The following is a 17,199-nucleotide window of genomic DNA, read 5'->3' on the forward strand; positions in this document are numbered from 1 at the left end:
GATGCAACTGTTTTCGCAGGATAGCAAGCTAATATTCCTGTTTTTTTCCCGTTTACGAATATAGGCAGTGTGTGAAAATGGTTTATCCGACTTGGGACAGGCATTTCCAGGTCGTGAGGCGTTGAGAGCAATTACAGCCTAGAGCGGCACAGCTTCGGGAAAATAATCAGTCTGAGAAAATGGGCTTAATGCATAAACTAAATTCCGTTTGTAAGCGCTTCCGAAATTGGTTTATTGCTAGAGTTCGGAAAGATGTGGAATACTCGGAGCAAGCCTTAACATTCACGCAAAGTAAAAGGGGATGACAAAATGATTGGAAAAGCAACCAAGGGGAGTAAGAAGAAATGGATGGGTCTGGCACTTACGATGGTAATGGGAGTGTCCTTACTTGCAGGGTGCTCGTCTGCATCAGAAAAAGAATCAGCAGAAGGCGGGGCAACAACTAATGGTGAGCGTGTTACTTTGAAAGTGGAGGTTTTCGATCGTGGTAACAGTCCTTCTCCACATACGATCACGAACAACTATTTAACTAAATTTGTTCAAGAGAAATTCGGCGATCCGAATAACATTGATGTGCAATTCGTACCTGTTCAACGTTCAGAAGAAACAACCAAGCTCAACGTGTTAATGGCCAGCCCAAGCGACGTTCCAGATATTGTGTTTGTATACGACTCCAGTGTGTTCTACCGTTATGCTCAGCAAGGTGGTCTAACTGAAGTAGGTGAACTGCTTAATGAACATGCACCTAACTTAAAAGAATATCTCGGCGAAGACCTGTTGAGATTCGGTCAGCTTGAAGGTCAGCAATTCGCTATTCCGGGTAAACGTGCCATTACTTCCCGCTACAATTCTTATATTCGTCAGGATTGGCTAGACAAAGTCGGCATGAAGGCTCCAACGACAACGGATGAGCTGTACGAAACGCTGAAAGCATTCAAAGAGAAAGATCCGGGCAATCTGGGCAGCAAAAACATCCCAATGGGTATGGCACTTGCCCCAGCGCAGTACGAAACATTGATTTACTCCTTTATCAAACCCGTACAAGATGGGCTTACGTACAGTCAGCGTTACGAACTACCATTGCATGATGGCTTCAAAGATGCGATGCAGTTCCTTAACAAACTTTACAATGAAGGTCTGATCAGCAAAGACTTCAGTCTGGATGAAGAAAAAACGCAATTGGTCAAAGACTTCCAGAACGGTAATATTGGCTACATGTCTGAGGACGTAGGTCAGATTCTGTATGCAGATGGTATGCTTGATAATTTGCAAAAGAATGTACCGGATAGCAAAGTTGTAGCAGTTGACGCTTACACCAATTCGAATGTGGACAACAAACACATCAAATCACGTTATGGCAGCAATGGTATGTACATCATGATTCCGAAAAGCAGCAAACGTTCGGTTGAAGCAGTGAAATACCTAGACTGGATGGCTTCTGGAACGAACTTGCTGGAGATGAACACCGGTGTCGAAGGTGAAAATTACGATATGGTTGATGGTGTTCCAGTTGTTAAAGATGATGCACCACAGGATGTCAAAGATCGTATCTACAACGGTGGTGACATGGCCATTATTGCCAACGGTAAAGTTGTTGGAGATCAGGCAGCCAATGAAGCCGCATGGATTGCAGGCTTCCCAGAGCGTAACCAAGAGCTGATGAGACAGTCCATTGATATCGCTAATACGGATACGATTGGCCCGGTTATCTTCAGCAAACCAATTGAATCAGAATCTAAATATGGTACAGCGCTAAATGATAAGTTGAAAGTGCTTATTGTGAAAACTGCGATGGCTAAACCGGCAGACTTCGAAGCTGTATATGAAAAAGAAATGAATGATTTCATGTCACTCGGTGGAACAGAACTGAAGAAAGAACTTGAAGCAGCACTTCAGTAAGCGTTAAACAGATTCATCTTGTGATTACTAAATCAATATGTAATTTACCGCATAACTTTGGAAGGAACGTGTGCCGCCAGTATGGCGGCACAGCCGTTTCTCTGTTGATAGGAGGAAACCGACTTGACCATCACATACTTGAAAAGGTATTGGCAATTATATGCGCTCATCTCACTGCCTCTGATCTACTTCTTGATCTTTCGTTACGGCCCAATGTACGGGGTTCAGATCGCTTTTAAGGATTTCAACTTGTTTCAGGGCATCAACGGGAGTGAGTGGATCGGTTTCGATGCTTTCCGTGAAGTATTTGGAATGAGGGACTTCTACACCACATTGCGAAACACCTTTATGCTAAATTTCCTCGACCTGCTTGTTTCGTTCCCTGCTCCAATTTTATTGGCCATCATGCTCTATGAAGTTCGATTCAAATGGTTCAAAAAAATATCGCAAACGATTCTGTACATTCCTCACTTTATCTCCTGGGTTATCATCGGGGGAATTGTATACCAATTGTTCGGTAATCAATCCGGTATGGTTAACGGTGTACTGGAGAGTATGGGCTTTAATTCGATACCATTTTTGACAGAGAAAAATCCATGGCTTGTGACGTACCTATTCACAGGTGTCTGGCAAAGTGCAGGGTGGGGAACCATTCTATATCTGGCCGCATTAACCGGCGTCAACAAGGAATTGTTTGAAGCAGCTGAGATCGATGGAGCATCGCGGCTGAAGAGAATCTGGCACATAACGCTGCCAAGTATCAAACCAACCATCGTGACCTTGCTCATTCTTAATCTCGGACATATGGTCAGCATTGGCTTTGATCGACCTTATATTATCGGTAACACAGCGGTACGTGAATATTCTGATGTACTTAGTACCTTTGTATACAGGGTCGGCCTTGAATCAGGACAATACACGCTTGCAACTGTCGTAGGACTATTCCAGGCTGTTGTAGGGCTAATCTTTGTACTTGGCTCTAACTATATTTCAAAAAAGGCAACCGGCGAAGGCATCTTATAAGTTATCAAAGCATGAAAGATACGCCAATCGGCTTGTATGTATAGACCATCAGTAAAGGAGCTGTGCGCATATGAGTGAACGCACCTCAAATCGGATTTTTGATATCGTTAATATCTCCTTTATCAGTTTGTTTGTTATATTCTGTCTGGCTCCATTTTTACACACCATTGCGATATCTCTAAGTTCTAACCGGGCTATTACTTCGGGAGAAGTGACCATTTTTCCTAAAGAATTTAACTGGGATGCGTATATTCAAGTATTCTCTGATCAATCTATGCTCTACTCATTGGGCTTTACGTCTGTGTTGACAGTGGCTACTACAGTGTTGTGTATGTTATTCACACTTGCTGCTGCATACCCGCTAACCAAGAAAAAATTAAAAGGGCGCAAGCTCTTTATGTATGTCATCATCATTACGATGTTTTTCAGTGGCGGGATGATCCCCGAGTATTTGCTCATTCGTGATCTAAACATGCTCAATTCAGTCTGGGCACTGATCTTGCCAGGACTGGTTAGTCCATTTAACCTCATTATCCTGATCTCATTTTTCAGAGGCATTCCTGAAAGTCTGGAAGAATCAGCAGAAATTGACGGCAGCTCGCATGTACACACGCTATTCAAAATCATACTGCCATTATCCATGCCTGTACTTGCCACATTAGCGCTATTCTATGCGGTTGGTCGCTGGAATGGATTCCAAGATTCACTTTTGTATATTAATGATCCAAAGTTGTATCCACTACAACTGAAGCTCTTCCAAATGGTTCAAAACAATATGGTGAGTGAGCTTACATTAATGGAAGGTGCTAACCGCACACCACTGACTCCGGAAAGTCTCAAGGCAGCAACAGTGGTATTCGCAACTGTACCGATTCTACTCGTCTATCCGTGGCTGCAAAAGTATTTTGTCAGTGGTGCGATGCTTGGCGCGGTAAAAGGTTGAGTTAAGGCTGGTGCAAGAGTTATAGCCATTTCGCCAGAGGGAAGGAGAAGGAAAACAGATGCAGCACATAGATAAGGGTATATATTCGTTCTCCACATGCTGGAATATCCGAAAACATGATGTCGGGGAAGCCATGATTCGGGAGATTGCCGAACTTGGCTTTCGCCAGGTCGAACTCAACTATAACGTAACGAAGGAAATGCTCACGACGATTGAGCCCATGATTGAACGCGGAGACATCGGTATCTCCAGTGTCCATAATACGTTTCCACATGACCCTGATCCCGATTATGGTACGGATTCAGTCCTGCTTGGATTCAAGGATGAGGTTAAACGTCAGCGCGCAATAGAGTTACTTGTTGAGTCGGCAGAATGTGCCCATCGTTATGGTGCTAAAGCTGTAGTCGTACACCCTGGGGAAGTACCTTTTCCTGAGGATATCAGCAAAGATCTTGGAAAGCTCTATCACGAGGAAGGTCCGGATTCCCCGAAGTATCAAAGCAAATGGGCAGAACTGATGGAACGGCGGGAGGCACTCAGCTCTGATTATGTACAAAAGATTATTGTTAGCCTGGATGAGGTCTGTAATCGAGCTGCAGCCAAAGGTCTGGATGTTCGTTTCGGAATCGAGACAAGATCCAGACCACAACAGATTCCTACCCTGGCCGAAGCGAAGACCATCATCACGGCCCTTAAAGGGGCTCCAGTTGGTATCTGGTACGATACCGGTCATGCCATCATGATGGATCGACTGGGCCTCTATGACAGTGTAGGGGAAATGCAGGGCCTGATGGATGATATCGTTGGTGTTCATATTCATGAGACACTGGGTCTCTCTGACCACTGGTGCCCTTATGTACACAGTAAGGACATGAATTTCTATGATGCCTATCTGCCTATGATTCGCCGGGCACAGGTGAAGGTATACGAGTTAAAGTCTGCCTGTAAGCCAGAAGAGATCCACGAGAGTCATGACTTGCTTATGAAGAAGCTTGGATTGGCAGAGTAGCAGAATAGGAGCCGTGAAGTTAGGAACATTCTGCGTGTTAAAAACGTGTGTTGAACGGCGGTTTTCTCGGTGATGAAAATCACATGAAGTTTGGTGAAACAAGAACGGAATTCTAGCGACTTTTGTAAAAATATGATAAATACAGACGAGAAAAAATGAACTCACGTTACGGGCGGTATGGGAAGCAGCTCCCGGTCTGAATCGAAGAGCTGAAGCAACATACTTTGCACATCGGGAGAATGCATTGGTATGGAGGGACTGCACATGTACAAACAACTGGTGGACAGTAATGACAGAGCGGTAGAAAGAGGCATAACCCGGCAAATGCTTGATCCGGAAAGCCGTTACTATGGAGGGACAATTGATCCCTTCACAGGTGTTGCCTGGGTCAACCATACGACAGGAACGCCCACGGATATGTGTTACTGGGGAGCTGCGATCTCCAATCCGGACTCCGTCTATTACCGGGATGAGGCATTGTTAAATCGACTGCTGTTAGCTACGGAATATGTACTTCGCTTCCAGCATGAAGACGGCTCAATATCACCTGGCTGGACCAATTACCATTCCCCTCCGGATACTGCATTTGTCGTTGTAGGGTATTCGCAGTTGTATCAGCTTCTTCTGCAACAGGAATGGGAGCCGCTGCAACCTGTATTGGACAATATGAGGCTGTTTCTGGAACGGACAATCCCAACCATGCTAACGGGAGGCTGTCATACGCCAAATCATCGCTGGGTGCTATGCGCGGCGCTTGGTTTCCTGCATGAACTATTTGATCTGGAGGAAGCTGTGCAGCGCGCAGAGCAGTGGATGGATGAAGGCATGGATATTACACCCGATGGAGAGTGGACGGAGCGGAGCAATGGGATATACAGCGCTGTTAGCGACATCATGTTAATTCATGCAGCGCGTCTGCTCAATCGTCCTGAACTGCTTGAACCGGTGAGGCTCAATCTTCGCATGATGGTGTACCTTGTGCATCCTACAGGTGAGATTGTTACGGACTATTCAGGTCGACAGGATCTGGGCAGTGTTCATGATCTGTCACCTTACTATCTGCCGTATGCCATTCTGGCGCGGTTGGACGGTGATCCACTCTTTGCTGGCATGGCAGCCTGGGCGGGAGATACATTAACAGATCCGGGAGTTTGCTCAGTGAATACGCTCATTCGGTTGATGCTTGAGCCTGAGCTTCAGCAGACAATTGAGGCACCTGATGCATTACCGGAACAGTATGAGGTCATGCTGAATGAACATTTTCTCCGGGGAGAATATCTGGAGCAGATGGATTTAATAGGACATCACGGACGTATCTCTCACAGTCGGATGCATACGGATTTTGGTGCTCCGGTAGCTCGAATTCGGGATGGCGCTACTAGTGTGACTGTGATGACAGAAGTTCCTTCTTTCTTCGCACTTCGTCATGGCAAGGTGCGCCTGCTGGCTGTGCAACTGGCTTCTTACTTTAATCCAGGGTATGTACCTATGCAGCAAATGACGAGGTTGTCCGAAGGGTATCGACTAACTGGTGAGCAGAAAAAAGGTTACTACGGCCCAATCCCTGCAAACCTGCTGCCAGAATCGGCTGCATCAGCCATCAGTCCATGGTACTTGTTACCTCATCAGAGTCGTCAGCTTACTCATGAGCAGACCTTCCGTGTAGGAGCAGAATTACTGCCAACTGAAAACGGATGGAGCATGCATCTATCTGGACAGGAACCGGCGGACATCATGATGCAGTTATCCTTTGTATTCGGAAGCGAAGGTGAGCTGATCTGTGAAGACTCGATTGAAACGAGTGAGGGTCATTATTTGTGGAAAGGCGGTACATTACGCTATACCTGCGGAGAAGACTGGCTGGAGATCACCGGGGGCGAACTGGGTCATCTGGCGGCAACGGTACGTGAGGCAAAACTGCCGGACAAATGCAAGGTTGTGCTGGTCAATTTCATGACGCCTTTTTATAAGACCCTTCATATTTCACTTTCACCTTCGATGGCGTTGAAAAATTAAAGCGATTGATACTCTATTCTTCGGATGTTAACAAAGTCTATCGTTTTAGTTGATCTAATGCAGTTTCAATTGATGTAGTTACCTGAGTATTATCTGTTTACAAAAAATAAAGATGGCATTTCATCCGTGTATGATGGAATGTCGTCTTTATTTGCATTTTTTTCATAAACGACATGAAACTACATATTGAGAAGTGGGCCTTAAGATGTGGTATACTGAAGAGTATGAATGAAATGCAAAGAGGAGGTGCCTTGGAAGATGAAGGGCAAGCTAGTGCGGGCTGAGGGACACCTTGCCAATATTATACCGATTCACTTGGATGCTTCTTTCTTCTTTGAAAGAGCTGTCCGCTCGCTGGACCGAAATCATGTCGACAAGGCATTAAAATATTTTCGCAAAGCTGTTGAATACGAACCGGAAAATCCGGTAAATCATTGCAATATGGCGGGTATATTATCGGAGAAGGGGGATTACGAAGCCTCCAATGCCATTCTGGCTAACGTGCTGGAAGTGGTAGATCCGTCAATGACGGAATGCTATTTTTATATGGCGAACAATTATGCAAATATGGATCGGTTTGAGGAAGCCGAGCAAGCACTTGTTACCTATCTGGAGGAGGACACCCAAGGTCAGTTCATGACGGAAGCCGAAGAGATGATGGAGCTTCTGTACTATGAGCTGGATCGTCCGACCAAACTGAATCGAATCAAATCACGCAAAGGTGTAGTGGAGCACGATCAGGCACGGGAACTGCTGGAAGAAGGGAAATTTGCACAGGCTGCTGAATTGCTCGAAGGCATGTCTTCTGATTATCCTGATTACTTGGCTGCCCGTAACAATCTGGCACTCGCCTACTATTATATGGGCCTGTTTCCCAAAGCAAAAGAGACCATTGCCGAAGTGCTTGAACAGGAACCAGGTAATCTGCATGCACTCTGTAATCTGGCCATTTTCCATCAAAATGAGAACCGGGCTGATCAAGTGCTGCTTCTGATCAAAAAATTGCGGGTCATCGTGCCATTTCAGCACGAACAAGTCTACAAACTGGCGACAACAATGGGAATTCTGGGCCAACACGATACGGCTTATGTTCACTTCCGGCGTTTGCTCAAGGACGAAGAGACAGCTGCTGATCCGGCACTTGCTCACTATGCAGCCGTGGCGGCTTATAATACAGAACGGTACGATGCTGCTGAGCGTTTATGGCATCATGTGTCCAAGCTTGATCCGGGTTCCGAAGTATCCCGGTATTATCTGTCAGGTCTTAAGGCTGTAAGACAAGGCGAGCAAGAGCCAGAGAAGCTGAGTTATCACTATCATCTGCCATTTGATGAGCAGTTCAGACAGTGGGAGAACTATGGTAGTGGCATACCTGAAGAAATGAAAAATGATCCACTGATTCGCTCATCTTTCTTCTGGGCATTGCGTCATGGTGATCGGGCAACCAAGCTACAGGTAATTCATGCGCTTGGGATGATCGGTGACTATGAGGTGCAACAGGCTCTGCAATCCTTTATTGAAGAGCCAGGAGAAGAACAGGATCTGCTTGAGGCAGCACAAGCTGTACTGAACGGATTGAAATCGGCTGAACAAGAGGATCGGAATTCTCAGGTGGTTCGTCCCTTTTCTCCTGTAGCCTTGAAGTCTATTGGGAAGGTTCAATCCACTTCAGAGCAATCGGACAATGGATCAACCTCCCATTGGCAGGCTGTTGTTGATCGTGCGTTACAGATGTCTGAAGCCAAGGCTGAGTTGCAGCAAGAGATGGAACGGCTCTGGACGGATTATGTATCCCGGGTACATCCGGAGGTTCCAGGTACGAAGCAGATTGAGGGTTGGGCTGCAGGACTGGAATATTTGGCAGCGAAGAATCACAGACGGCCCGTTACCTATCAAAGCATTGCTGAGCGGTATGGGATATCGGCATCAACGGTTAGCAAGTATGCTAAACAGATTCATTCGGTTTGTAACAGCAAGCCACCACTTGTATAGAAAAAGTTCGCTTTAACTCGTTTTCAGAAAGACATCATCAGGTGAAGGATACAACAACCGGGAAAACGGGTAAACTTAACGAATGGGCCTCGTAAACGCCTGTAGGATATCATCTTGGCAAGTTCATCGCTAGTACAACACATTCTCACCTTAATTAAGGAGGCTGTATCTATATGTCTAAATACAGAACGATTGTGATCGGAACGGGACCTGCGGGTCTGACAGCAGCGATATATCTGGCTCGTGCTAATCTGAAACCACTGGTTATCGAAGGTCTTCAGCCGGGTGGTCAATTGACGACGACAACGGAAGTTGAGAATTTCCCCGGTTTCCCGCAAGGTATCATGGGTCCGGAACTGATGGACAACATGCGTAAGCAAGCTGAACGTTTTGGAGCAGAATTCAAAAACGGTTGGGTAGAAGAGGTTGATTTCAGCAAACCACCCTTCAAGGTAAAAGTTGGAGGAATTGGTGAACTGGAAGCTGAATCGATCATTATCTCCACAGGTGCTTCCGCTCGTTATCTCGGTATTCCGGGTGAGCAGGAAAATGTGGGACGTGGTGTAAGTACATGCGCGACATGTGACGGCTTCTTCTTCCGAGGCAAAAAAATCGTGGTCGTGGGCGGCGGAGACTCCGCGATGGAGGAGGCGAGTTTCCTGACTCGTTTTGCAACAGACGTGACATTGGTTCACCGCCGGGATGAATTGCGTGCATCCAAGATTATGCAGGATCGGGCTCGCAGCAATGAAAAGGTGAAGTGGGCGCTGAACCGTACTCCACTCGAGGTCGTACCAGAAGCTTTGGGTGTCAAAGGACTGAAGGTGCGCAACAACGAAACGGGGCAGGAAGAGTTGCTCGAAGCAGATGGTGTATTCGTTGCCATTGGTCACACACCGAATACAGGATTCCTTGGGAATGCGATCACTCTGGACGAACATGGCTATGTTGTCGTTAAACCGGGAACAACGGAGACCAATATTCCGGGTGTATTCGCCTGTGGTGATGTTCAAGATACGAAGTATCGTCAAGCTATTACAGCTGCAGGATCAGGATGTATGGCCGCGATGGATTGTGAGAAGTTCCTTGAAGGAAGCATTGTTCATGATTGGAGCGAAACGTTGGATAAATAAGCATTACATGCTTGAGGTTAGGCATATGTTAGGAATAAGAGACAACGGGAAGTCTCATGAATGAGAGAAGCCGGAAGGCTTCTCTTTTTTTGAAACTACAGTGGGCATGAGTTCGTATACATATAGGGCATATTAGCTGTGAGGTGAAGATTTTGGGGGAAATGATAAAAGATTGGTTACAGAATGCGACAGTGAGACGGTTTTTGATCTTGCTCTTGTTCTGTTTAATTTTGTTCAGTATGGGGAGTATGCTGCACATGATTCTGCTGTTGTTCCTGGTGACATATGTCATGAACAGGTTACAGCATTTCATTACAGGTGGTCTGAATCGATTGTTTCCGATCAATTATAAAGTTGTGGTCATTCTGCTCTATATGATCGTGATCGCAGTCATTGTGCTTGGCATATCCAGATATTCACCACGGATCGTGGATCAGGTCGTTCAGTTGACCAACGAGATTATGAAATTTCTGGATAGTGCAGACGGTGATAATTTTGCATCCAAAATTGCGGGTTATCTTCAATCCTTCGATATTAAAAATTACACCAATGATGCATTGAAATATATTTTCGCTTTGAGCAAATGGCTGGAGTTTATTCTGCTCGTCATCATTCTGAGTCTGTTCTTCTTGTTGCAGAAGCAGGAGATATCCAAGTTCACGTCCAAGTTCAAAACAAGTAAAATTGGATGGTTCTACAATGAAGTGGCTTATCTGGGAGACAAATTCGTGTCTTCTTTTGGTAAAGTCATTGAGGCACAGCTTCTTATTGCGGTGTTTAATACGGTGCTGACGATACTTGGCTTATGGATTCTGGGCTTCCCGTATCTGTTCGCTCTGACTATTCTGGTGTTCATGCTCAGTCTGGTTCCCGTTGCGGGAGTTATCATCTCACTTGTACCGCTCTGTCTGATCGGGTATCAGATGGGTGGACTGAAATTAAGCATTATTGTAATTATCATGATTATTGTTATTCATGCTTTGGAGACGTACTTCCTGAATCCAAAACTGATGGCACACAAGACCAAATTGCCAATGTTCTACACCTTTATCGTACTAATTCTGTCGCAACACTTCCTGGGGATCTGGGGACTGATCATTGGTATTCCGATCTTTGTCTTCCTGCTCGATATTCTGGATGTGAACAAGATGGAGAAGACAGAAGAGCCGGTACGTGTGGAAACGAAGTTATAACGCAGAAAAATCAACTGAGTTTAACCCCAATTCTACAACTTCAGAATTTTCATAAAAGTAAGGGTGCCTTCTATATGTAGAAGGCACTTTTTTGTTGGCAATACCGTCATTAGATAACTTTCTGCATGAGAATGACAGGTGGCGGGTGCATAAGACGAGTCACCACTATGAGGGGACGATGTTGATCTTTTATGAATGGAACGAGTGAAGATGCAATATCATGAGTTGAGGCTTCCTCTGTTATGGAGGAAGGAATAAAGCGTGCGTTTATAAATGAAGGTAATGAGGATGTATACGTATTCAAAAATGCTATGTGATGTGGTTCACAACCCTGGTGAAGCATGATGTATACAAGCTCTTATCGTCTTGACCCAGGCGTATCCTTCAATTATAGTTGGTACGTAGGACTTAAACTATTTTAGATAGATAAAGGTGGCTTGCAGCATGTCTGAGAAAATCTACGTTGGGGTCGATCTCGGCGGAACAGCAATCAAGGTCGGTATATGCGATGAACAAGGTCAGCTAATGCATACGTATGAAGGACCGACTGAAGTGGATAAGGGCGTAGACACGGTCATCGCCAACATCGAGAAGTATGTCCGACATATCGTAGCCGAATCACCGTACAGCTGGGAACAGCTTGAGGGTGTAGGTGCTGGAGTGGCCGGTTTCACGAATGTACGCGAGGGAATTATCGTTCATGCCCCTAACATCGGATTTCGGAATGTGGCCATTCGTTCGATTCTGGAAGAACGTCTGGGCAAGCCAATCAAAATAGATAACGATGCAAACGTGGCTGCACTGGGTGAAGTATGGGCAGGTGCTGGCAAAGGCGTAGACAACTGCGTATGTTATACACTCGGTACGGGTGTTGGCGGAGGCTTGATCTTGAATGGCAACATCTATCAGGGTTTCTCCGGTATGGCGGGAGAACTGGGTCATATCAGTGTTGTACCTGATCTGGAGGCCATCAAGTGCGGTTGTGGTAAAATGGGATGTGTAGAAACAGTATCGTCTGCAACGGGTATTATCCGTATGGCAAAGGATGCAGTAGAACGTGGTGATCATACGTCACTGGCTCTCGTCGACAAGATTGCAGCCAAAGAAGTATTTGATGCTGCCAAGGCAGGCGATGAAGTGGCACAGCGCATTGTGAATCGTGCGGCCTTCTACCTGGGCAAGTCCATGGCTACTGTAGCGGCTGTCATTAACCCGGAGATGTTCATCATTGGTGGTGGCGTATCCAAAGCAGGTAATTTCTTGTTCGATGAAATCCGTACCGTATTTGCTAAGTTGACACCGGAACCACTCCAAGAAGGGGTTCAGATTCTGGAAGCTACACTTGGTAATAATGCAGGTATTGTAGGTGCGGCAGGTCTTCTCTTGCGTTCCTAGTGACCTCGTAACAATATATGAAGACAGCAATATGATAAGGAGGGGACATTTATGCTTGAAGGTGAAGGCTCACCAGGCACAGGCGCCACGCTCATTATCATTACGGGTATGTCCGGAGCAGGTAAAACCATTGCAGTACAAAGCCTGGAGGATCTGGGTTTCTTCTGTGTGGATAATCTGCCGCCGGTATTGATTCCGAAATTTGCGGAACTAATTGAACAGTCAAACGGCAAGATTGGTAAGGTTGCATTGGTTATCGATCTGCGCGGGCGTGAATTCTTTACGGCTCTGTCCGAGTCTTTGAACTATATTAAAGATCATTTTACCATTCATTGCGAGATTTTATTCCTGGATGCTACAGATTCTGTACTTGTTCAGCGTTACAAAGAAAGTAGGCGCAGACATCCACTGGCTCCTGAGGGCATGCCGCTGGACGGCATCCGACTGGAACGCAAGATGTTGGAGGAACTCAAAAACTCTGCGACTCAGGTACTGAATACAAGCACAATGAAGCCTGCTCAACTGAAAGAACGCATCATATCCCGCTTTTCTCATCTGGAAAGCCAAATGCTGTCGGTGAATATTACGTCGTTTGGATTCAAATATGGCATTCCGATTGATGCTGATCTCGTGTTTGATGTACGTTTTTTACCGAATCCGCATTATATTGATCATTTGCGTCCGAATACGGGGCAGAATAGTGATGTCTATGAATATGTCATGAAATGGCCAGAGACACAGGCCTTTCTGACGAAACTGCTGGATATGCTGCATTTCCTGATTCCGCAATACCGGAAGGAAGGCAAAAGCCAGGTTATTATTGGAATCGGCTGTACCGGAGGCAAGCATCGTTCGGTAGCAATATCGGAATATTTGGGCAAGATGTTGGGAAGCAGCGAGACAGAAGCTGTCACCGTGAGCCATCGCGACGCTGACCGGGACCGTCATTGAAGAGGGTGAAGGGATGAAAGAGGCCGGACCACGAAGAGAACGTCCGAGAATAGTTGTAATGGGCGGCGGAACCGGATTATCCGTGATGTTGCGCGGTTTGAAAGAAAAGCCGCTGGATATCACGGCCATCGTCACAGTTGCAGATGACGGTGGAAGTTCAGGCATCCTGCGCAATGAGCTACAGATGCCGCCTCCGGGCGACATTCGCAACGTGCTTACGGCACTGGCTGATGTAGAACCATTGCTTTCAGATATGTTAAAGTATCGTTTCAACACAGGCGCGGGGCTTGCAGGCCACAGCTTGGGGAATTTGATTTTGGCTGCAATGACGGATATTTCGGGCGACTTTGTGACCGCAGTGCGGGAGCTTAGCCGCGTGTTTGCCGTTCGAGGTGAGGTGTTGCCAGCAGCCGGTCAGGCCGTTGTGTTGCATGCGGAGATGGAAGATGGGACAATTATTACAGGTGAGTCCAAAATCCCTGAGGCGGGTGGACGCATCAAACGTGTTTTCCTTGAACCGGATCACGTGGAGCCGTTGCCAGAGGCAGTAGAGGCCATTCGTCAAGCTGACGCCATTCTAATCGGGCCGGGCAGCCTCTATACAAGCATCCTTCCCAATCTGCTCGTACCTAAGCTGGCTGAGGCTGTGGTAGAGGCTGATGCGGTGAAGATGTTTATCTGTAATGTTATGACACAGCCGGGAGAAACAGATAACTATACGGTAAGTGACCACCTTAAGGCGGTACACGAGCATATAGGTCATCAGCTCTTCGACTATGTTATCGTAAATAATGGTGATATTCCGCTGCAAGTGCAGAATAAGTATGCGGAAAAAGGAGCAAAACCGGTTGTACTGGATATGAATGTACTCGAAAGTGCCGGCTATCAGGTGGTTGCAGATACCCTTGTTCTGTTCAAAACCTATCTGCGTCATGATGCCGACAAGTTGAGTCATCACATCTACCAACTGGTACAAAATTGGATGTTACGGAAGAGGTGAAGTCCCATGTCGTTTGCAGCACAGACCAAAAAAGAGTTAACCATGATCGAGAGCGAACCGTGCTGCGAAAAGGCGGAACTTTCAGCCCTCATCCGTATGCTTGGTGCAGTGCAGTTATCGAATAAAAAAGTGATCTTGGATATTTCGACGGAGAATGCCGCCATTGCAAGACGGGCATACTCTCTGCTTAAAAAGCATTTTCAAGTGCATACGGAATTACTGGTCCGCAAAAAAATGCGGCTGAAAAAGAACAATGTATATATTGTTCGTATTCCAACCATGGTACAGGAGATTCTCAACAGTCTTCATATTGTATCGGAAGGTTTTCTGTTTACGCCAGGAATTAATACGGAGTTGTTTCAGCAGAACTGTTGTAAACGGGCCTATCTTCGCGGTGCATTTCTGGCCGGTGGATCGGTTAATAATCCGGAAGGCTCCTCGTACCATCTGGAGATTGCGTCCATGTATGAAGAGCACTGTCAGGCACTCGTTGACCTGGCCAATGAATTTCATCTGAATGCCCGGTGTATAGAACGGAAAAAAGGATTCATCCTATACATTAAGGAAGGCGAGAAAATCATTGAGCTGCTCAGCATCATTGGTGCTCATCAGGCCTTGTTCAAGTTTGAAGATGTACGAATTATGCGAGACATGCGTAACTCCGTTAACCGAATTGTCAATTGTGAGACCGCCAACCTGAACAAAACCATTGGAGCGGCGGTAAGACAAATCGATAATATTCGGTTATTGCAAAAGGAAGTTGGTCTGGAGTCGCTGCCTGAGAAGCTTCGCGAAGTGGCGGAGGTTCGACTGGCTCATCCAGATATCAATTTGAAGGAAGTGGGCGAACTCCTTAAAGGTACAGTTAGCAAGTCAGGAGTGAACCATCGGCTTCGTAAAATTGATGAGCTGGCTGAGAAAGTACGCACAGAACGTTATGGTTAAGACGGAGTAGGGTAAAGTAACAAGGTCGGCTGTTTCTGCTGAACAGAAAGGTCGGGAAAGTCAACCGTTAAGGGTCTAGAGGACTTATTTAGGATATTGGATGCGCTGTGCAAAAGATGAAATAGGGCAAGATAATGTCCATCAAAGCACCCTGAGTTTTTTCTTCTAGTGTCCTGCACGGGTTAATGGTATAATGTTGTATAAATATAATTGTGTATTTAATGTCCAGATTTCATAATAGGGGGTAAGTTTCCATGACAAAGCACCCGGTAGTTGTCCGTTTGAAAACGGGTCTCCATGCCAGACCTGCGGCACTGTTCGTTCAAGAAGCGAATAAGTACTCGTCTGAAGTGTTCGTCGAGAAGGACGACAAAAAAGTTAATGCAAAAAGTATCATGGGGATCATGAGCCTTGCGATTAGCACAGGTACGGAAATCCAGATTAGTGCAGAAGGCGCGGATGCCGAACAGGCTGTAAACGCTTTAGTTAGTCTGGTAAGCAAGGAAGAGCTCGAAAACCAATAAGATATGATCAATCCAATGAAGAAGTCCCGAAAGGGGCTTTTTTGCGTTTTTCACGTTTATGCTATCGTCAAGTGCAACATTATGGAATTTGTCCCGTCTGTTAAGGTATCAAATCGTTTAAAGTTTGAGATGTTAACACATAAGGAGGCTATCGTAATGGGTAAACAATGGATGAAACCGTTTGGTGCGGTGCTGGTGGCAAGTACGTTGCTTGTTGGAGGAACGGCATGGGTTGCACCAGGTAACTATGCTTACGCTGCAGAGGTTCAGGGAGTACAACAGAATGTGATTAATGTTGTGGGTAAAGGTGAGATTCAAGTGAAGCCTGATATCGCGTATCTGTCCATTGGTGTGAACAGTACTGCAGAGACAGCTGCATCTGCTCAAAAAGCGAATGCTGCCAAAGTTCAAAAGGTATCCAACTTGCTGAAGAATACGTGGAAGATCAGTGCAGACGACATTCAAACGAGTCAGTTCTCTGTACAACCCAACTATACGTATAGCGAAAAAGACGGACAACAAATTAAAGGATATACAGCGCATCATACGCTGACTGTCACATATCGTGAGATGGACAAGATCGGCGAGTTGCTCGATGCTGCTTCGGGTGCGGGTGCCAACAATATTGAAAATGTGCGCTTTACTGTAGAAAACCCGGAAAGTTATGAGTCCCAAGTGATTGAGAAGGCTGTTGCCAATGCAGATGTGAAAGCTGGCGCCATTGCAAAAGCAGTTAAACGTCAACTGGGTGCTGTTCTTTCCGTAAGCCAAGGTGATGCCAATGTGCCTGTGTTCTATGCAAGTGAGGCATTAATGTCCAAAGCACAAGATACAGCAGGTGGCACTGAGATTGAAACAGGCCAGGTTAAAGTAAGCACAATCCTGAATATCACGTATGAAATGAAATAAACAAGAGGCAACTAGGATTGTAAGCTCAAGTAACCTTTTCAAGTGTTATTTGAAGGGTACAACGGAATAATGACAAAGACTTTGTCCTGTGGACAGAGTCTTTTTTTGTTGGAAAGGCAAACTTTGATGAAGTTAGATAGGAGGGTACCTTTTTGAAGCAACATGAAATGCTGTATATTGGTATCTTTTTTGTATAGTTGTTCGTGACAAAAAGGTCATATCCCCATATATTTTCCGCCTGATATTCATCAACATTGTAACTCGAGC

General features: G+C 45.8%; 14 protein-coding genes. All 14 read left to right on the top strand.

All coding sequences use genetic code 11. The features are described 5' to 3' along the window. The first annotated feature begins 309 nt into the window (after positions 1-309). The 14 genes from NST33_RS00835 (at position 310) to NST33_RS00900 (ending at position 16,932) form a co-directional block, all read left to right on the top strand. Entirely contained in the window at positions 310-1,899 is a 1,590-nt protein-coding gene (locus NST33_RS00835) for an extracellular solute-binding protein (protein ID WP_221822465.1), read from the top strand. Between the two features lie 123 nt (positions 1,900-2,022). Next, a complete protein-coding gene (locus NST33_RS00840) occupies positions 2,023-2,922 on the top strand; it encodes an ABC transporter permease subunit (RefSeq protein ID WP_221822461.1) in 900 nt (299 codons plus the stop codon). Between the two features lie 70 nt (positions 2,923-2,992). Then, positions 2,993-3,865: a carbohydrate ABC transporter permease gene (locus NST33_RS00845; protein WP_076216878.1), complete on the top strand. Its 873-nt coding sequence runs from the start codon at positions 2,993-2,995 to the stop codon at positions 3,863-3,865. 58 nt (positions 3,866-3,923) lie between these two features. Next, a complete protein-coding gene (locus NST33_RS00850) occupies positions 3,924-4,874 on the top strand; it encodes a TIM barrel protein (protein WP_221822458.1) in 951 nt (316 codons plus the stop codon). A gap of 264 nt (positions 4,875-5,138) precedes the next feature. Then, the gene (locus NST33_RS00855; RefSeq protein ID WP_339306422.1) at positions 5,139-6,890 is read left to right on the top strand and encodes a hypothetical protein; all 1,752 of its coding nucleotides are present in this window, start codon (positions 5,139-5,141) and stop codon (positions 6,888-6,890) included. 258 nt (positions 6,891-7,148) lie between these two features. Next, positions 7,149-8,882, top strand: a complete 1,734-nt coding sequence (locus NST33_RS00860) for a tetratricopeptide repeat protein (RefSeq protein ID WP_221822454.1) — start codon at positions 7,149-7,151, stop codon at positions 8,880-8,882. Positions 8,883-9,055: 173 nt separating this feature from the next. Next, entirely contained in the window at positions 9,056-10,015 is a 960-nt protein-coding gene (trxB, locus tag NST33_RS00865) for a thioredoxin-disulfide reductase (protein WP_091012024.1), read from the top strand. Positions 10,016-10,176: 161 nt separating this feature from the next. Further along, positions 10,177-11,208 (top strand): AI-2E family transporter, encoded by a 1,032-nt coding sequence (locus NST33_RS00870; RefSeq protein ID WP_036616412.1) that lies wholly within the window; start codon positions 10,177-10,179, stop codon positions 11,206-11,208. 444 nt (positions 11,209-11,652) lie between these two features. Continuing rightward, a complete protein-coding gene (locus NST33_RS00875; RefSeq protein ID WP_062837749.1) occupies positions 11,653-12,603 on the top strand; it encodes an ROK family glucokinase in 951 nt (316 codons plus the stop codon). A gap of 51 nt (positions 12,604-12,654) precedes the next feature. After that, positions 12,655-13,554, top strand: a complete 900-nt coding sequence (gene rapZ, locus NST33_RS00880) for an RNase adapter RapZ (protein ID WP_017691251.1) — start codon at positions 12,655-12,657, stop codon at positions 13,552-13,554. 13 nt (positions 13,555-13,567) lie between these two features. After that, complete coding sequence (locus NST33_RS00885) at positions 13,568-14,554, top strand: YvcK family protein (RefSeq protein ID WP_017691250.1); 987 nt, start codon at positions 13,568-13,570, stop codon at positions 14,552-14,554. A 6-nt stretch (positions 14,555-14,560) separates the two neighbouring features. Next, on the top strand, positions 14,561-15,499 hold the full coding sequence (whiA, locus tag NST33_RS00890) for a DNA-binding protein WhiA (RefSeq protein ID WP_091038642.1): 939 nt from the start codon (positions 14,561-14,563) through the stop codon (positions 15,497-15,499). Positions 15,500-15,753: 254 nt separating this feature from the next. Further along, positions 15,754-16,023, top strand: coding sequence for an HPr family phosphocarrier protein (locus tag NST33_RS00895; RefSeq protein ID WP_017691248.1), 270 nt, complete (start codon positions 15,754-15,756; stop codon positions 16,021-16,023). A 156-nt stretch (positions 16,024-16,179) separates the two neighbouring features. Beyond that, positions 16,180-16,932 carry an SIMPL domain-containing protein gene (locus NST33_RS00900; RefSeq protein WP_074092967.1) on the top strand — a complete coding sequence of 251 codons (753 nt, stop codon included), beginning with the start codon at positions 16,180-16,182 and terminating at the stop codon, positions 16,930-16,932. Positions 16,933-17,199 lie beyond the last annotated feature (267 nt).

Origin of the sequence: Paenibacillus sp. FSL L8-0435 (assembly GCF_037965655.1) — a bacterium.
Lineage (GTDB): Bacteria > Bacillota > Bacilli > Paenibacillales > Paenibacillaceae > Paenibacillus.

Bases quoted from the DNA above. Each gene is read 5' to 3' on its own strand.
- NST33_RS00835 (WP_221822465.1), top strand. From the start codon at position 310: ATGATTGGAAAAGCAACCAAGGGGAGTAAGAAGAAATGGATGGGTCTG.
- NST33_RS00845 (WP_076216878.1), top strand. From the start codon at position 2,993: ATGAGTGAACGCACCTCAAATCGGATTTTTGATATCGTTAATATCTCC.
- NST33_RS00850 (WP_221822458.1), top strand. From the start codon at position 3,924: ATGCAGCACATAGATAAGGGTATATATTCGTTCTCCACATGCTGGAAT.
- NST33_RS00855 (WP_339306422.1), top strand. From the start codon at position 5,139: ATGTACAAACAACTGGTGGACAGTAATGACAGAGCGGTAGAAAGAGGC.
- NST33_RS00860 (WP_221822454.1), top strand. From the start codon at position 7,149: ATGAAGGGCAAGCTAGTGCGGGCTGAGGGACACCTTGCCAATATTATA.
- trxB (WP_091012024.1), top strand. From the start codon at position 9,056: ATGTCTAAATACAGAACGATTGTGATCGGAACGGGACCTGCGGGTCTG.
- NST33_RS00870 (WP_036616412.1), top strand. From the start codon at position 10,177: ATGATAAAAGATTGGTTACAGAATGCGACAGTGAGACGGTTTTTGATC.
- NST33_RS00875 (WP_062837749.1), top strand. From the start codon at position 11,653: ATGTCTGAGAAAATCTACGTTGGGGTCGATCTCGGCGGAACAGCAATC.
- rapZ (WP_017691251.1), top strand. From the start codon at position 12,655: ATGCTTGAAGGTGAAGGCTCACCAGGCACAGGCGCCACGCTCATTATC.
- NST33_RS00885 (WP_017691250.1), top strand. From the start codon at position 13,568: ATGAAAGAGGCCGGACCACGAAGAGAACGTCCGAGAATAGTTGTAATG.
- whiA (WP_091038642.1), top strand. From the start codon at position 14,561: ATGTCGTTTGCAGCACAGACCAAAAAAGAGTTAACCATGATCGAGAGC.
- NST33_RS00895 (WP_017691248.1), top strand. From the start codon at position 15,754: ATGACAAAGCACCCGGTAGTTGTCCGTTTGAAAACGGGTCTCCATGCC.
- NST33_RS00900 (WP_074092967.1), top strand. From the start codon at position 16,180: ATGGGTAAACAATGGATGAAACCGTTTGGTGCGGTGCTGGTGGCAAGT.